Source organism: Actinomycetospora sp. 2LY8.5 (assembly GCF_057180585.1).
In genome coordinates this window covers 200,146-216,479 of the sequence record NZ_JBXUHE010000002.1, presented here as the reverse complement: position 1 = coordinate 216,479, position 16,334 = coordinate 200,146, and the positions used below count along the sequence as shown (strand labels likewise).

12 protein-coding genes are annotated in these 16,334 nt (G+C 74.0%); 5 read left to right on the top strand and 7 right to left on the bottom strand.

The features are described 5' to 3' along the window. Window positions 1–53: 53 nt before the first annotated feature. Both AC2A1K_RS03370 and AC2A1K_RS03365 read right to left on the bottom strand, forming a co-directional pair. Window positions 54–398, bottom strand: a complete 345-nt coding sequence (locus AC2A1K_RS03370; protein WP_483894898.1) for an HNH endonuclease signature motif containing protein — start codon at window positions 396–398, stop codon at window positions 54–56. Next, window positions 395–1,537, bottom strand: coding sequence for a DUF222 domain-containing protein (locus AC2A1K_RS03365; RefSeq protein WP_483894897.1), 1,143 nt, complete (start codon window positions 1,535–1,537; stop codon window positions 395–397). The genes AC2A1K_RS03370 and AC2A1K_RS03365 overlap by 4 nt, the downstream gene beginning before the upstream one ends. A 293-nt stretch (window positions 1,538–1,830) precedes the next feature. Here AC2A1K_RS03365 and AC2A1K_RS03360 point away from each other — a divergent pair, with 293 nt between their 5' ends. From AC2A1K_RS03360 to AC2A1K_RS03350, 3 genes are all read left to right on the top strand, one after another. After that, window positions 1,831–2,742 carry a 1,4-dihydroxy-2-naphthoyl-CoA synthase gene (locus AC2A1K_RS03360; RefSeq protein ID WP_483894896.1) on the top strand — a complete coding sequence of 304 codons (912 nt, stop codon included), beginning with the start codon at window positions 1,831–1,833 and terminating at the stop codon, window positions 2,740–2,742. A 198-nt stretch (window positions 2,743–2,940) separates the two neighbouring features. Beyond that, on the top strand, window positions 2,941–3,291 hold the full coding sequence (locus AC2A1K_RS03355) for a VOC family protein (RefSeq protein WP_483894895.1): 351 nt from the start codon (window positions 2,941–2,943) through the stop codon (window positions 3,289–3,291). A 58-nt stretch (window positions 3,292–3,349) separates the two neighbouring features. Then, window positions 3,350–4,192 carry an SDR family oxidoreductase gene (locus tag AC2A1K_RS03350; RefSeq protein WP_483894894.1) on the top strand — a complete coding sequence of 281 codons (843 nt, stop codon included), beginning with the start codon at window positions 3,350–3,352 and terminating at the stop codon, window positions 4,190–4,192. A 177-nt stretch (window positions 4,193–4,369) separates the two neighbouring features. Here the strand turns inward: AC2A1K_RS03350 and AC2A1K_RS03345 are convergent, their stop codons facing one another. Next, entirely contained in the window at window positions 4,370–8,266 is a 3,897-nt protein-coding gene (locus tag AC2A1K_RS03345) for a glycosyltransferase (RefSeq protein WP_483894893.1), read from the bottom strand. A 533-nt stretch (window positions 8,267–8,799) separates the two neighbouring features. Between AC2A1K_RS03345 and AC2A1K_RS03340 the strand changes: the two genes are divergently transcribed. Then, a complete protein-coding gene (locus AC2A1K_RS03340; protein ID WP_483895094.1) occupies window positions 8,800–10,458 on the top strand; it encodes a sensor histidine kinase in 1,659 nt (552 codons plus the stop codon). Here the strand turns inward: AC2A1K_RS03340 and AC2A1K_RS03335 are convergent. Further along, window positions 10,431–11,129: a response regulator transcription factor gene (locus AC2A1K_RS03335; RefSeq protein ID WP_483894892.1), complete on the bottom strand. Its 699-nt coding sequence runs from the start codon at window positions 11,127–11,129 to the stop codon at window positions 10,431–10,433. The genes AC2A1K_RS03340 and AC2A1K_RS03335 overlap by 28 nt on opposite strands. Before the next feature lie 123 nt (window positions 11,130–11,252). On the opposite strand from AC2A1K_RS03335, the gene AC2A1K_RS03330 reads away from it, so the two are divergent. Then, window positions 11,253–12,692, top strand: a complete 1,440-nt coding sequence (locus AC2A1K_RS03330) for a cation:dicarboxylate symporter family transporter (RefSeq protein WP_483894891.1) — start codon at window positions 11,253–11,255, stop codon at window positions 12,690–12,692. An 85-nt stretch (window positions 12,693–12,777) separates the two neighbouring features. On the opposite strand, the gene moeZ is transcribed toward AC2A1K_RS03330, so the two are convergent. The 3 genes from moeZ to AC2A1K_RS03315 form a co-directional block, all read right to left on the bottom strand. Beyond that, window positions 12,778–13,953, bottom strand: coding sequence for an adenylyltransferase/sulfurtransferase MoeZ (gene moeZ / locus AC2A1K_RS03325; protein ID WP_483894890.1), 1,176 nt, complete (start codon window positions 13,951–13,953; stop codon window positions 12,778–12,780). Window positions 13,954–14,046: 93 nt separating this feature from the next. Beyond that, window positions 14,047–14,886 (bottom strand): DUF3152 domain-containing protein, encoded by an 840-nt coding sequence (locus AC2A1K_RS03320; protein ID WP_483894889.1) that lies wholly within the window; start codon window positions 14,884–14,886, stop codon window positions 14,047–14,049. Between the two features lie 267 nt (window positions 14,887–15,153). Further along, window positions 15,154–16,317 (bottom strand): alpha/beta fold hydrolase, encoded by a 1,164-nt coding sequence (locus AC2A1K_RS03315; RefSeq protein WP_483894888.1) that lies wholly within the window; start codon window positions 16,315–16,317, stop codon window positions 15,154–15,156. Window positions 16,318–16,334 lie beyond the last annotated feature (17 nt).

Sequence of the window (16,334 nt, the reverse complement as noted above, 5' to 3'; positions counted from 1 at the left end):
GAGATCCGGGCCGTGCCGGGCGTCGTCGTCCCGGCGGCCCCGGGGCACGCGGGTCAGGTGGGGATGCGGGCTCGTCCGCCGAGCCGGGGTTGTCGTTGGGTGTCGATGTACCTGGGTGGGGTGAACCAGGGTCGGCCGTCGATCATCTCGATGGTCCAGTGGCCGTGGTGGACGAGCTGGTGGTGATACCGGCACAGCAGGCACATGGTGTCCACCGCGGTGATCCCGCCGTGGATCCAGGGGCGCACGTGGTGGGCCTGGCAGCGTCTCGGGCGTCGGTCGCAGCCGGGGAACGCGCAGCCGCCGTCGCGCAGGTTGAGGGCGCGGCGGATCGCGTCGGGGGCGGTGCGCCGGCGGCGCCCGACGTCGAGGGGTTCGGACTTCGACCCGAGGATCATGGGGATGATCTCGGCGTCGCAGGCCCAGCGTCGCACGGTGGCGGCGTCGCACGGTGGCGGCGTCGCACGGTGGCGGCGTCGACGTGGTGCCCGGAGTCCAGGGTGCCGTAGCCGCCCTTGTCCTGGAGGGCTTGGCAGAGCCAGCGGTGGTCGATGGTGACGGTGAGCAGGACCCGCCCGGGCCGCTCGGTCCAACCCCCGCGACCCGCCCGGGGGCGGCGGGGTGCGGGGATCAACGCCGGCGGCGCCTGGCCCTCGGCCGGCTCCTCGGCCGGCTCCTCGGATCGCTCCTCGGATCGCTCCTCGGGCGCGGCGTTGCCCGGCTCGCCGAGGTCGGCGTCGCTCGCGTCGGCGGCGGTGTCGAGCTCGTCGATCTGCTCGTCGCGGGTGGTGGCGATGCCGTGGGGGCCGCGGGCGTCGTCGATGAGGTCTTTGAGCGCGTCGGCGTGGCGGGTCTCGAGGCCACGCTGGTCCTCGGGGCCGGCGGGGGCGGCCAGCACCCCGAACACCTCGACCATCTTCTGCGCCTCGAGCGGGTCCCCGAGCCGGCCTTTGAACACCAGCGAGCCGTCCGTGCGGCGCAGCATCCGCAGCTCGTCGAAGTCGCCCTCCCCGTCGGGCGGGGCGGCCCCGTCGGGGTCGAAGAAGTCCACGAACGCTTGGGCGAGCCGGCGCAGCATCTTCGGCGGCAGTATCTGGGCCTTCTCGGCCAGCGTCGCCTCCACCCCCGCCAACTCCCCGGGCGGCGGCGGGTCCGCCAGCCCGCCCAGGTGCCGCATCGCCTCGCGGACGATCTTCACGTGGGCCGGGTCGATCAACCCCGCCGCCAGCGCATCCGCCGTACAGGGCAGCCGGGCCGGCAGCACCTCACCCTGCCGAGAGGTGCGCGCGCACAAGTCCTCGGCCTCGGCCACCAGCCGCTTGGCCTCGGGACGGTCGACGTTGTCGCGGTCGGCGACCAGGTTGGGCAGGCTGCGATACCCCGTGGCCGCGACCACCCCGAGCTCATCGAGGGCGGCGAGGGCGGCGAGGGCGGCGATGTCCTGCAGCCGCTGGTAGTAGCCGCGTCGCTGAACGATCAGGTGGGCGCGGGCACGGTCGAACACCTCCCGCTCCACGCCACCCATCGGTTCGCTCATGTGTTCGATCCTACCACCCACCGGCGACAGCGGCGACACCCGCGTCACCGGAGGGTCGCTGCACCGACCCCGGCCCAGCAGCCCCCACGAGAAGCACCTCCCCCAGCTCAACCAGCTCGATGATCATGCGGGAGGCACCTCTCGGCCGACCACGTTCCGGCGAAGGGGGCCCCTCGCCCATCTACCCGACCGAAGGTGCCCTTCGGTCAGAACCCACAGCTCGCTCAGAACCCACAGCTCGCTCAGAACCCACGGCACGGCCACCGCGAGCAGCACCTCCTAGGCTCGCGGCCATGGTCGACACCGCCGTTCCGCTGTTCGATCCGGCCCAGTGGCGGGAGGTGCCCGATCAGGACTTCACCGACATCACCTACCACCGCCACGTCGAGCTGGGCTGCGTGCGGATCGCGTTCGACCGCCCCGAGGTTCGCAACGCCTTCCGCCCCCACACCGTCGACGAGCTCGCCGCCGCCCTCGAGCACGCCCGCACCAGCGCCGACGTCGGCGCCGTGCTCCTCACCGGCAACGGCCCGTCGGCCAAGGACGGCGGGCACGCCTTCTGCTCCGGCGGCGACCAGCGCATCCGCGGGCGCACCGGTTACCAGTACGCGGAGTCGGAGACCGAGGTGTCCGCCGACGAGAAGGGCCGCGCCGGGCGCCTGCACATCCTGGAGTGCCAGCGGCTGATCCGGTTCATGCCGAAGGTCGTCATCGCCGTGGTCAACGGGTGGGTCGCGGGCGGCGGGCACTCGCTGCACGCGGTCGCCGACCTGACCCTCGCCAGCGCCGAGCACGCCCGCTTCAAGCAGACCGACGCCGACGTCGGCAGCTTCGACGCCGCGTTCGGCTCGGCCTACCTCGCCCGCGCGGTCGGCCAGAAGTTCGCCCGCGAGATCTTCTTCCTCGGCCGGACCTACACCGCCGAGCAGATGCACCACATGGGCGCGGTGAACGAGGCCGTCCCGCACGCCGAGCTCGAGACGACGGCGATCCAGTGGGCCCGCGAGATCCTCGGCAAGTCGCCGCAGGCGCAGCGGATGCTGAAGTACGCGTTCAACCTCCCCGACGACGGCCTGGTCGGCCAGCAGCTCTTCGCCGGCGAGACGACCCGGCTGGCCTACATGACCGACGAGGCCGTGGAAGGCAAGGACGCCTTCCTGCAGAAGCGCGCGCCCGACTGGAGCCCGTTCCCCTGGCACTACTGAACCGGCGGCGTCGTCGCAGCTCAGACACCCTCCGTTAACGGGAGCGTCCGACGCACCGCCGCTCTGGTTGGAGACCCCCGACATGCGCTCTCGTCGGCCTCGCCACCGGAACACACGCTGAGTGGGCCGAGGTCGAGGACAACGAGGCCGTCGAACGCCGAGCCCGGTACGGGCTCCACCGCCCGTAAAGTCCGGATCATGGCGATTCGCTGGGAGGCGCTGACCATCGATGCCCACGACCCCGAGTCGCAGGCGCAGTGGTGGGCGCAGACGCTCGGTTGGGAGGTGGTCGACTGGCTTCCCGCCGGCGTCGAGGTGCGCCAGCCCGGACAGCAGTCGCCCTCGCTGTTCTTCCTGACCGTGCCGGAGGCCAAGGAGGGCAAGAACCGGCTACACCTCGACATGTACGCCGACGACCAGAGCGCGACCGTGGCCGCTCTCATCGATCGTGGGGCGACGCGCGCCGAGATCGGCCAGCCGGCCGACGCGGAGTGCATCGTGATGCGCGACCCGGAAGGCAACGAGTTCTGCTTGCTCGACCCTCGCTGAGATACCGAGCCGCGGTGGCGGCTCTCCCCCGACCCGTGACCCTGGTACTACTGACCCCGTGGCCCCGACGATCGCCGTCACCGGAGCGACCGGCCGCCTCGGCGGTCGGGTCGCCCGCATCCTCGCCGAGCGCGGCGTCGCCCAGCGTCTCGCCGTCCGGAGTCCCGACCGCGCCCCGCGGCTCCCCGGCGCCACCGCGGTCCCCTGCGCCTACCACGACCCCGAGCAGGTCAGGACCGCGCTCGACGGGATCGACACCGTCCTCATGGTCTCCGGCTCCGAGACCCCCGACCGCGTCGACCAGCACCGCACGTTCATCGACGCCGCCGCGGCCGCCGGGGTGCACCGGCTCGTCTACATCTCCTTCTTCGGCGCCTCGCCCGACGCGACGTTCACGCTCGCCCGCGACCACTGGGCCACCGAGGAGCACCTCCGCGCGAGCGGGCTGACCCCGGTGATCCTGCGCGACAACTTCTACCTCGACTTCCTGCCCGAGCTCGTCGAGGCCGACGGCGTCATCCGCGGACCGGCCGGCGACGGGCGCGTGGCCGCCGTCGCCCAGGACGACATCGCCGAGGCCGCCGCCGCGGTCCTCGAGCACCCCGGAGACCACGACGGCGCGACCTACGGCCTGACCGGCCCCGAGGCGATCACCCTCGACCAGGCCGCCCACGTCATCGCCCGCCACACCGGCCGGTCCGTGACGTTCCGGAACCAGACCGTCGACGAGGCGTACGCCTCCCGCGCCGGGCAGGCCCCGGGCTGGCAGCTCGACGCCTGGGTCAGCACCTACACCGCCATCGCCGCCGGCGAGCTCGACGGGGTCACCGACGCCATCCCGACGCTCACGGGACACCGAGCACTGTCTCTCGACGACCTCCTGGCTCGGGGAGCGGGGTGAGCGCCGTCGAGCGCGCGGGCCTCACACCGCTGCCGTTGGTCCGGTCCTCCACGGCGTCGTAGGACGAGCGCCATGGCCAGGCACGAGGACGTCGACCACGACCTCGTGCACACGATGCTCGCCGAGACCGCGGCGTCGCGGGGTCAGGGGCGTCGCGGGGTCAGGGGCGTCGCGGGGTCAGGTCGACTGGTCGCGGCGGGCGTGCCGGCCGGTGGGCCTCGGCGCGTCCTCGGCGAACGAGAGCACCGGGCCGTCGGGAGCTCGCGTCGGATCCGGCCGGCCGCTCGTTCGCGGCGGAGCAGCCGGGCGAGCAGAACGGGGGCGAGCAGGACGGGACGGCCGGGGCAGTGTGGGCGTCGGGGTGGGCGTCGGGGTGGGCGTCGGTGCGGGCGTCGGTGACGGCAGCGGGGGCGGCGGAGCAGGCACGGGGGCCGGACCCGGAGACGGCACGCGCCCCCCGGTCCACGTCCCGCCACCAGTCCCGCCACCAGTCCCGCCACCAGTCCCGCCACCAGTCCCGCCACCAGTCCCGCCACCAGGAGCACCCGAAGGCCCTCCGGGCACGGCCCCCGCGGCAACGCGCGTGTACCGGCCGGTGCCCGGACTCATGGGCACCCCGGTCGGAGCCGACGTGGGAACGGGGGGACGTCCGGTCCGCCGCGGCACCACCGCGGCGACGCGGTCGGCCGGCGGCCCGGGCTCCGGCGCCGCGCCCGTGAACCGCGCGAAACGGGCCCGCAGCGAACCCTGCGACAGCGCCGAGGTCTCGCCGTTCTCGACGTCGGTGGGGATCACCGGTGGCCGGGGCCCCTCCGCGGGCCGACGAGCGGGGCGCGCCGCGCCGCGACCGTCGGGCAGCAGGGACGAGGAGCGTCCCGCGGCCAGGTCCTCGACCCACCCGAAGGCGAGCACCGCCACCACGATCAGCCACACGGCGATGAGGAAGTGCTGGCCCTCGGAGTTCCAGCCGATCAGGTCGCCGATCGACGGCGCGAACGCGATCGCCACGTTGTGCCAGAGGTAGATGGTGATCGCCCGGGCGTTGACGACCGTCACGAGCCGCCCCAGCAACGGCACGCGCTCCAGCCAGGCGACCTGCGGGTTCAGGCGCAGCACGAGCAGCACGGCGCCGAACGACACGAGCGCCTGGGCGAGCGGGATGTCGTTGAGGTCGACACCGTCGTCCCCGGCCGGGTGGGTGAACGCCCAGTACAGACCGCCGGCGACGAGCACCGCCGCCGCGCCCCACGCCGCCAGCACCGGAATCCGGCGCAGGGTGCCCTCGCGGTGGGCGAAGCCGAGCATCCAGCACGCCGCGAACGTCGCGCCGTCGACGAGGGCCGGGCCGATCGCGCCCCACTCGCCCATCGGCGACCCGAGGACGGCGTCGAGGCCGACGACGAGCACCGGCACGGCCAGCGCCACCATCGGCCGGCGGCGGAACGCCCAGAGCATCACCGGGGTGAGCAGCACGAACCACAGGTAGGCGCGGATGTACCAGAGGCCGACGACCGCGTCGGCGCCCCAGTCGCTGCCCGGCGGGTCGACCAGCGGGAAGAGCCAGTACAGGAGGTTGGACCACACCAGCGGCGACTCCACGGTGCCGTCGGCGTCCTGTCCGGCCCACCCGTGCCAGAGCATCACCGGCACGGCCAGCAGCCCGAAGAACCACAGCGGCGGCAGCAGGCGGCGCAGGCGGTGGCCGATGACGTCGAGGGCTCCACCGGCGCTGCCGCGGCGCAGCGACTGGACCATGAGCGACCCGCCGAGCGCGAACATCACGCCCATCGACGGGAACACCATGCTCATCCATCCGCCGCCGAACGCGTGATAGGTGACGACGCGCAGCAGGGCGATCGCCCGCAGCAGGTCGAGCCAGCGTTCGCGCCCGCCGCCCCGGGGCTTCTCCACCGGAGCGGCCGGCTCCGCGTCCGGCGCCGGGCCCCGCGCCACCGCCGGTGCGGGCAGCCGGTCGGCGGCCGGGCGGGAGCGGCCGTCGGCGACCGGGGGCGCCGCGAGGTGCTCGGCCACCGCCCCGGTGCGCTGCAGCTTCTGCCAGCGCACGCCGGCGCCGGTCAGCGCGCTGATCACCGCCTGCACGAGCACGACGTACATCAGCTGGCGGTACATCAGCTGCTGCACCGGCAGTGCCCACAGCGGGCCGAGCGGCTCGCCGTCCATCCCGAACGCGAGCCCGCCCGCGATGAGCTGGAGCAGGAGCATCGAGCCCCACAGCATCAGCGCCACCGCGGGGTCGCCGAAGAGCAGGCCGTAGACGAACAGCAGGTCGACCAGCGGCGCGGCCAGCGGCAGGCCGACATGGAAGATCCCGATGTGGGCCAGCCCGAGCCGGCCCATCCGCCCCGACGCGCCGCGCTCGCGCAGGGCGCGGCGGTGCTTCCACAGCGCCTGCATCGTCCCGTAGCTCCAGCGGAACCGCTGGCGCCACAGCTGCCCGGCGGTCACCGGCGCCTCGGTCCACGCCAGCGCGCGCTCGTTGTAGACGACGCGCCAGCCCGCCCGGCCGAGGGCGATGGTGAGGTCGGTGTCCTCGGCGAGGGTGTCCGACGACAGCCCGCCGACCTCCTGCACGGCCTCGCGGCGGAACGCGCCCGCCGCGCCCGGGATCGTCGAGATCGAGCCCCACGCGTCCTGCACACGCCGGTCGACGTTGAAGCCGACCACGTACTCGAGGTGCTGCATCCGCGGGATGAGCCGGTCGCGGTCGGCGATCTTCACGTTGCCGGCGACAGCGCCGACGTCCGGGTCGGAGAACGGCGCGACCAGCTGCACGACGGTGTCCGGCTGGAAGATCGTGTCACCGTCGATCATGACGATGAGGTCGTTCTTCGCCGCGGCGACGCCGCGGTTGAGCGCCGCGGACTTGCCCGCGTTGACCTGCCGGACGACGCGCACGCGGGGCAGGGCGAGGTCCTCGAGCAGGTCGGCGGTGCCGTCGGTGGAGCCGTCGTCGACGACCACGACCTCGAGCGGGTGGTCGTTCGCGAGGATCGACCGGACGGTCGCCTCGACGTTCTCCGCCTCGTTGTACGCCGGGACGATCACCGACACCGGTTCGGTCACCGGATCGCCCCAGGTGAACGCCGGATCCTGGCGGCGCCGGGCGTGCCGCCGGGCGACGACGACCATCACGATCAGCCGCAGGATCACCAGCCCGCCGACGCCGATCAGCGCGACCTGCATGAGCGTCACGAGGCCCTGGGCGACGCCGACGGTCGCGAGCAGCGCCTGGCCGACGACGCGGTCGCGCGCGGGCGCGGGCTGCCCGTGCGGGCCGAGGCCGGCGGCGTCGGAGACCGTGGTGAACCGGTAGCCCTGGGCCTGCAGCTGGGGGATGAGCTCGTCGAGCGCGGCGACGGTCTGCGCGCGGTCGCCGCCGGCGTCGTGGAGCAGCACGGTGGCACCGGCGCCGTTCTGCGGCGTCGCGTTGCGCACGATCGCGCCGACGCCCGGGCGCTGCCAGTCCTCGCCGTCGACGTCGGTGAGGACGGTGACGTAGCCCTGGTGTCCGGCGGCGACGACGGTGCCGTAGCCCGGGTCGTCGAGGGCGTCGGAGGTGGAGGAGAACGGCGGGCGCACGAGGTGGGTCGAGATGCCGGTGGCGCCGGCGATCGCCAGCTCGGTGTCGGCGATCTCGCGGTCGCGGCGCCAGTCGGAGACCCCGGCGAGGTCGGGGTGGGTGAACGTGTGGACGCCGAGCTCGGAGCCCGACGCGACGACCCGCTGCGCGAGATCGGGGTGGCGGGCGACCATCGACCCGACGACGAAGAACGTGCCGGGCACGCGGTGGCGCGCGAGCACCGCGAGCACCTCGGGCGTCCACGCGGGGTCGGGACCGTCGTCGAACGTCAGCGCGATCGTGCGCTCGGGCAGGCGCGTCGAGCGCACCGGGTCGGTGCGCGCGTCGATGATCGGGCCGCCGCTGCTGACGTTCGACGGCACGGCGTCGTGCCCCTCGGGGGCGCGGGCGTGCGCGTCGTTGCCGATGCTCGCGTTCACCAGACCCGACACCGTGAGCACGGTGAGCACCATGACCGCGAGGACACCGGTCATCGTCCAGATGCCCCAGCGTCGCGGCGGCCGTCTCCTCCGCGCGCCCGTCGTGGTCACCGAGCGTCGCCCCCTCCCGCCGACGGCGGTGCGACCGTGTCCCGGACGTCACCTCGTCGTGTGTCAGACGATATCTGCGGAGGCTTGCCCGTCACGCGGCGTGGGTGCCTTCCCAGGGCTCCCGGAGCCCGTTCCGCGCCGGGTCCGTGCCACGCCGTCCCGCGCCGTCCGGTTCGTCCCGGGGATCTCGCCGCCCTGTCTCCCGCACCGCCCCCGAGCAGGGAGGCGATGGCCACACCGGCGCCCCACGGGGCACGCGTGACCGGCGCCCGGACGGGCGTCCCGACCACGCCGCGACACACCGGGAACGACACCCCACGCCGGGCTCCGGGCGCCCTCGTACCGGCTCCGGCGGCGACGGAGGGTGATCGTCGCGCTGTGCAGTCGCGCTGTGCGACGGACGACGGGGCGACGACGGGGGCGCCGGCACGGTCCTGCTTGCGCCGCGGGTGCGGGGAGGAGACGGTCGGCGCGTGATGTCACCCTTCCGCGGCTCGTCGCTGGTGCGCCGGCTGCTCGCCCTGGAGATCGCGACGGTCGTGCTGGCCGCGGTGATCGCGGGCGGGGTGAGCGCCTGGAACACGCGGGAGACCATCGAGCACGACGCCGCGGACAAGATGGTCGCGGTGGCCGTGGCGCTGGCGTCGTCGCCCGGCCTCGCGGACGCGGTGGCCGCCCGCGACGTCGCGCGGGTGCAGGCGGCGGCCGAGACCACGCGCGCGGGCACCGGCGTCTCGTTCGTGACGGTCATGGAGCCGGCCGGCACGCGGCTGAGCCACCCGGAGCCGACGCGGATCGGCGAGACCTACCAGGGCACCTTCCTGCCCGCGGCCGCCGGCGAGACGCTCGTCGAGACGTTCCCGGGGACGCTGGGGCTCTCGGTGCGGGCGATCGTCCCCGTCCGTGATCCCGGCGGGTCGGTCGTCGGGATGGTGGCCGTCGGGCAGCTGCGGGTGCAGGTGGCCGACCGGATCGCCCGGGAGCTGGGCATCCTCGCGCTCGCGGCCGCGGTGGCGATCGCGCTCGGGGTGGGACTCGCGGTGGTCGCGGCGCGCCGGGTCAAGCGCGACACCCTGGGCCTCGAACCCCGCGAGATCACCGCGCTGCACCACCACCATCAGGCCGTCATGGCCGCGATGCGCGAGGGCCTGCTGGTGATCGGCGCCGACTCGGGGCGGGTCGTCGTGCTCAACGCCGAGGCGGCGCGCCTGCTGGGCCTGCCCGCCGCGCTGGAGGCGTCGCACGCCGCCGGGCCCACCCTCGACGAGCTCGGCGTCGACCCCGCCCTGCGAGAACGCCTCGCCGACCCCTCCCCCATCACCGACGAGACGATCCTGGTCGGCGAGCGCCTGCTGCTGCTCAACCGCACCGAGCTCGCGGGCCCCGCACCCGACGTGGTGCTCACGGTGCGCGACCGCACCGAGCTCGAGGCGATGACGCGTGAGCTCGACGACGCCCGCTCGGTGACCCGCGCGCTGCGCTTCGCCGCCCACGAGCACGCCAACCACCTGCAGGCGGTGTCCACGCTCATCGAGCTCGGCGCCCAGGACGACGCCCGCGAGCTCGCCCAGCGCTGGAGCCACGACCTGCTCGCCACCGGTGACGGCGAGCTCCGCGACCGGCTCGCCGACCCGGCGCTCGCGGCCCTGGTGCTCGACAAGGCCGCCGACGCCCGCGACCGCGGCCTCGAGCTGCGGGTCGGCGAGCAGACCGCGCTCACGACGGCCGAGGCCGGCGACGAGCAGGCGTCGACCGATCGCGTCACCGTCGTCGGCAACCTGGTCGACAACGCCCTCGACGCCGCCCTGGAGAGCGCGCACGCCGGCACCGGCGGTGTCGTGGAGCTCGACCTGCACGCGGCCGCGGGGTCGGAGGTCATCCGGGTGGCCGACGACGGCTCCGGGCTCGCCGACCCGGAGGCGGCCTTCCAGCCGGGATGGTCGACGAAGTCCCGGGGCTCGGGCGAGCGGGGGCTCGGGCTGGCGCTCGTACAGCGGGTCGTCGAGCGGCGCGGTGGCAGTGTCGAGGTGGGCGCCGGGGACGACGGCCGCGGCACCGTGTTCACGGTGACGCTGCCGCTGGTGCCGGCGTCGCGGGACGACGGGCCTCAGCCCTCCCCGGCCGCCAACCGGTAGCCGACCCCGCGCACGGTGACGACCGCGCCGGGGGCGTCGAGCTTGCTGCGCAGGGCGGCGACGTGGACCTCGAGCGAGTGCAGGCCCGCCTCCAGCCCGGGGTCGTCGGGCGCGAGACCCCAGACGTCGTCGAGCAGGTCGGCGCGCGACACGACCGCCCCGTCACGGCGGGCGAGGGCCGCGAGCAGGTCGAACTCCTTGCGCCGCAGGGTCACCTCGTGCCCGGACACCTCGACGACGCGCCGCGAGAGGTCGATGCGCAGCGGGCCCAGCTCCACCACCGGGGCGACGACGTGTCCGGCGCTGCGGCGCAGGACGGCCTCGATCCGCGCGGTCAGCTCGTCGATCGCGAAGGGTTTGACGACGTAGTCGTCGGCGCCGCTGCGCAGGCCCAGCACCCGGGCCTGCTGGTGGCCGCGGGCGGTGACGGCGATGATCGGCACCGACGAGCGGGCCCGCAGGCGCCGGCACACCTCGACGCCGTCGAGGTCGGGCAGGCCGAGGTCCAGCAGGACGATGTCCGGCGGGTCGGCGGCGGCGGGGGGACCCGTCACCGCCTCGAGGGCGGCGGCGCCGGAGCCGACGGGCGTGACGCGGTAGCCGGCCGCGCGCAGCGCCGCGCCCAGCGCGTCGCGGACCGCCTCGCTGTCCTCGACCAGCACGACCTTCACGCCTGTTCCCTTTCCTCAACTGATGCCCAACTCCGCGCCATCGGTCTCGCACGGAGGGTGACGCGCACCTAACCTCACCCGCCAGGTGAGACCCACGCCACCTCGCCGCGGAAGGAGACGACGATGTCGACCCAGGAAGCGACCGCGCCCCCACCCGGGGGCGGCGGTACCGCCCCGCGGCGCAGCGCGGTCTGGACCCAGCTGTGGTTCTGGGTGGTGATCGGGATCGCGGCCGGCGTCGTCGTCGGCCTGGTGACGCCCGACTTCGCCTCGGACCTGAAGTTCCTGCCCGACATCTTCATCCAGCTGATCAAGATGATCACGGCGCCGGTCATCTTCTGCACCGTGATCGTCGGGATCGCCTCGATCGGGAGCCTCGCCACCGCGGGCGGCATCGCCGTCCGCGCGCTGGCGTACTTCCTGCTGATGACGCTGGTCGCGCTCGGCCTCGGCCTGATCGTGGTCAACATCGTCCAGCCCGGCGCAGGCTTCCCGCCGATCCCGCCCGACCCCGAGACGCTCGCCGAGGCGCAGGCCGACGTCGCCAGCGGCTCCGAGGGCGGCGGCGCGCTCGAGTTCATCGAGAACACCCTGCTGCCCGACAGCTTCGTCGGGCCGTTCGTCGAGAACGAGATCCTGCGCGTGCTCGTGCTGGCGATCCTGGTCGCCGCGGCGACCTCGATGCTGGCGCCGGCGCTGCGCAAGCGCGTCGTCGGCGGCGTCGACCTGTTCGCCAAGGTCATTTTCGGCATGATCCGCCTGATCATGTTCCTCGCGCCGGTCGCGGCGTTCGGCGGCATCGCGTACACGGTCGGCGCCCTCGGCGGCGAGAGCCTGGGCAACCTGCTGGCGCTCATGGTGACGTTCTGGGGCACGTGCCTGATCTTCGTGGTCGTCGTGCTCGGCGCGGTCTGCGCGATCTCGGGGTTCAACGTCTTCAAGCTGATCCGGATGATCAAGGACGAGATCCTCATCATCGTGGGCACGTCCTCGTCGGAGACCGTCCTGCCGCGGCTGCTGGCGAAGCTCGAGTCGGCGGGCGCATCCCGATCGACGGTCAGCATGGTGCTGCCCACGGGGTACTCGTTCAACCTCGACGGCACCTGCATCTACCTGACCATGGCTGCGCTGTTCATCGCCCAGGCCGGCGGGCAGGACCTGCCGTGGGGCGTCCAGCTCGGCCTCGTCGCGCTGATGCTGCTGACGTCGAAGGGCGCCGCGGGCGTCTCCGGTGCCGGGCTGGTCACGTTGGCGGCCTCGCTGCAGGCGTTCGGCGGCGAGTTCTACACCACCGAGTCGATCGCGATCGGCATCGCGATCATCGCCGGCATCGACCGCATCATGAGCGAGGGCCGGGCGCTGACGAACGTCATCGGCAACACCGTCGCCACCATGGTGATCGCGGGCTGGTGCGGCGAGCGCGACGACGAGCGCTTCCACGCGGCGCTGGACGATCCGTCGCTCGTCCGCGACGCGATCGAGCAGGAGACCCACCGCGGGGACGACGAGGAGGACGACACCACCTCGACCGACCGCACCCCGGCCACCGCCGGCGCGCACTAGGCCGCCATCCGAGAGAAACGAACGCGCCGTTCGCTGCTTCTAGCGCAGCGAACGGCGCGTTCGTGTCGTTCAGGGCCCGTGCAGCTCAGTACGTCGGCAGGGAGGTGTCGACCTGCTGCGCCCAGCCGGTGACGCCGCCGCCCACGTGGACGGCGTTGGAGAACCCGGCGTTGTGCAGCGCGGACAGCGCCTCGGCGGAACGCACGCCCGACTTGCAGTACAGGATCGTCTGGCGGTCCTGCGGGATCTCGGCGAACGCCTCGCCCGAGAGGATCTTGTCCTTCGGGATCAACTTCGCACCGGGGATCTTGACGATCTCCCACTCGTGCGGCTCGCGGACGTCGATGAGCTCGAACTTGTCGCCCGCGTCGATCTTCTCCTTGAGCTCGACCGCGGTGATGGTGTGGCCGGCCGCGGCGGACTGGGCCTCGTCGGAGACGGTGCCGCAGAAGGCCTCGTAGTCGATGAGCTCGGTGACCTCGGTCGCGTTCGGGTCCCGGCGGATCCTGACCTCGCGGTACTCCATGTCCAGCGCGTCGTAGACCTTGAGCCGGCCCAGCAGGGGGTCGCCGATGCCGCAGATCAGCTTGATGGCCTCGGTGACCATGATCGAGCCGATCGAGGCGCACAGGACGCCGAGCACGCCGCCCTCGGCGCACGACGGGACCATGCCCGGCGGCGGGGGCTCGGGGTAGAGGTGCCGGTAGTTGAGGCCCTGCCCGTTCGGGGCGTCCTCCCAGAACACGGAGACCTGGCCCTCGAACCGGAAGATCGAGCCCCAGACGTACGGCTTGCCGAGCAGCACGGCCGCATCGTTGACGAGGTAGCGCGTGGCGAAGTTGTCGGTGCCGTCGAGGATCAGGTCGTAGTCGCGGAAGACGTCCAGCGCGTTGGACGAGTCCAGCGGTGTCTCGTGCAGGTTGACCGCCACGAACGGGTTGATCTCGGCGACCGACTCCTTGGCCGACTGCGCCTTCGACTTCCCGACGTCCGACTGGCCGTGGATGACCTGGCGCTGCAGGTTCGACTCGTCGACGACGTCGAAGTCGACGATCCCGAGCGTGCCCACCCCGGCGGCGGCCAGGTAGAGCAGCGCCGGGCTGCCGAGGCCCCCGGCGCCGACGACGAGCACCTTGGCGTTCTTCAGACGCTTCTGGCCGTCGACACCGACGTCGGGAATGATCAGGTGGCGGCTGTACCGGGCGACCTCGTCCTTGGTCAGCTCCGCGGCCGGCTCCACCAGGGGCGGCAGGGATGCCATGACGGCACTCAACTCCCTATCGGTTTCGTTCCTCGGTCTCACGACGCACAACCGCCGCGGTCCCCGCCATGTTCCCTGCCAGACGGCCGCACGTCAGCCCGCGGGCGCCACGGCACCCTGTGGATACGGCCACGCGTTCGGACGGCAGACCTTCCCGTCGCGGGGGATCTCGCGGCCCTGCGGGTTCTCCTCGGTGAGCTGCGCGAGGTAGTCGTTCGCCGTCCCGAAGCTCTGCTGCATCATGATCGGCGCGAGGCCGCCGTTCTCGGGGCACGGCACGTGCGGGTTGTCGAAGACGTGCCCGACCTCGTGGTTGATGGCGTACTGGCGGTACAGGCCGAGCTGGCCCTCGAACGCCGCGGCGCCGCGCACCCAGCGCGAGCCGTTGATGAGCACGCGCCCGATGTCGGACTTCCAGCACGACGCCTCGTAGCGCAGCGAGTAGCCGCACAGGCCGCGGATGGTCATCTGGGCCGAGAGGCTGACGCGGAAGTCGGGGACGCCGGTGTCGATGCGCCGGACCGCGATCTGCCCCGACCCGACCCAGCTGCGCGGGTCGGTCAGGGTGGCGTCGACGGCGGTGGCGTAGGCCTGCTCGCCCTCGGGGACGACGATGCCGTCCTCGACCTCCACCGTGTAGGTGTAGACGCGCCCGGTGCCGGCCTGCGGCGTGGTGCCCGGGACGACGTGCCACGTCCCGTTGCCCGTCACCGGGAACGCGCCGCCCGCGGGCAGCTCCGCCGACGGGATGGTGGTGTTCTCCCCCGCGCCGCGCGGTGCCTCCGTGACCACCGGGGACGGGCTCGCGGACGGCGGCGAGAGCAACGGCGACGCCGATCCCGCGTCGCCGTCGGGCGACACCGCCTCGACGACGGCGAGCACGGTGAGCACCACGAGCGCCGGGATCACCCACGTGCGCCACGAGCGCAGCACCGACGAGCCCCCGCCGCCGCGCCCACCCCGCGACGGCGGCGTCCGGCCCCACCCGGGCCCGGGAGCCTCCCGACCACGCGGTGGCCCGCTCCCGCGGGACGGGGAGCGGGCACGGTCGCGAACCCCGGTCCGACCCGGGGATTCGGGCCGCCCAGGACGATTCGCCCGGCTCTCGCCGCCCCTCGGAGAGGCGTCAGGAGAGGAGTCGGCCGGTGCCTGCTCCCCATCGGCGGGACGCCTGGCCGGCCGGGTCACACGGGCACTGTTTCACACCGGCACAGCGCCACGCGCTCCCGTCCGGGCGACACCCAGCGGCAGCCGGGGGCGCCACCGGTGCAGGGCGGCGTCGTCCCGCGCCGGGGCGGGCTCCGGAGCGGCGGCGGGCCACGACCCGTCGGCGGCGGCGTCGATCAGGCCCAGGACGGCCCGGGCGACGGTCTGCGGGCGCTCGATCTGCGCGACGTGGCCGACGTCGGGCAGTCGCAGCAGGCGCCCGGCGGGCAGGGCGGCCGCGGTCCGCGACGCGCGGTCCACCCCGACGAGGCGGTCGAGCTCACCCCACACGACCAGCGACGGGACGGTGACCCGCGCGGCCGCCGCCCACAGCGAGCGCGGCGAGGGCGAGAGCCAGGTGCCGAGGAGCCCGAGGAAGGAGTGGTGCAGGGCCTCGGGGGCCCAGGCGAGCGCGGCCCGCTCCTCGGCCTCCTGCGCGGCCATCGCGAAGGCGCGGTCGCCGACACGACGCGGGTCGGCGTGGCACAGCGCCATCGTGCACGCGAGGCGCTCGCGCGGCGTGCGTGCGTCCTGCTCCGCCCGGGCACCGGCGCCCAGATAGGGCAGCAGGGCCAGCGCCGCGCGCCGCCCGCCGAGACGGGAGGGCAGCGGCCGCAGGTCCGGCATCGCGGGGCTGACCAGGGTGAGTGTGCGCACGAGGTCGGGGCGCACCGCGGCCGTGAGCAGTGACACCGCCCCGCCGAGGGAGTTGCCGAGCAGGTGGACCGGGCCGGTGCCCTGGCGCCGCAGGTCGTCGAGGTACTCCGTGAGCGTCGCGGCGTGGGCGGCGGGCCGGTAGTCGCCGGACGCCGGGGGCGGCGTGCGGCCGAAGCCGGGCAGGTCGACGGCGAGGCCGCGGCAACGGCCGGACAGCGCGCCGGCGAGCTCGGTCCAGTTGTTCGACGAGCCGCCGAGACCGTGCACGTACACGGCGGTCTCGCCGGCCGGGCCGGGCGTCTCGCGCAGGTGGACGGCGGCGTCGCCGACGGTCACCTCACGGCCCGGCCAGTACGGCGTCGGGTCGGCGGCCGTCCCCGTCGGCCCGAGTGCCGTCGCGGGCGCCAGTGGGGGCGCCGGGGTGGCGGGCGAGGAGAAGACGTCGTCGCGGCGTACGGACCGGAACAGACCGGTGGAGGGCACGGGGCGGCGAACGATCACGGGCACCATGATGCGGT

Coding starts and splice junctions, on each gene's coding strand:
- AC2A1K_RS03365 (WP_483894897.1), bottom strand. CDS start 1,537: ATGAGCGAACCGATGGGTGGCGTGGAGCGGGAGGTGTTCGACCGTGCC.
- AC2A1K_RS03370 (WP_483894898.1), bottom strand. CDS start 398: ATGATCCTCGGGTCGAAGTCCGAACCCCTCGACGTCGGGCGCCGCCGG.
- AC2A1K_RS03360 (WP_483894896.1), top strand. CDS start 1,831: ATGGTCGACACCGCCGTTCCGCTGTTCGATCCGGCCCAGTGGCGGGAG.
- AC2A1K_RS03345 (WP_483894893.1), bottom strand. CDS start 8,266: ATGACCGGTGTCCTCGCGGTCATGGTGCTCACCGTGCTCACGGTGTCG.
- AC2A1K_RS03330 (WP_483894891.1), top strand. CDS start 11,253: ATGTCGACCCAGGAAGCGACCGCGCCCCCACCCGGGGGCGGCGGTACC.
- moeZ (WP_483894890.1), bottom strand. CDS start 13,953: ATGGCATCCCTGCCGCCCCTGGTGGAGCCGGCCGCGGAGCTGACCAAG.
- AC2A1K_RS03340 (WP_483895094.1), top strand. CDS start 8,800: ATGTCACCCTTCCGCGGCTCGTCGCTGGTGCGCCGGCTGCTCGCCCTG.
- AC2A1K_RS03355 (WP_483894895.1), top strand. CDS start 2,941: ATGGCGATTCGCTGGGAGGCGCTGACCATCGATGCCCACGACCCCGAG.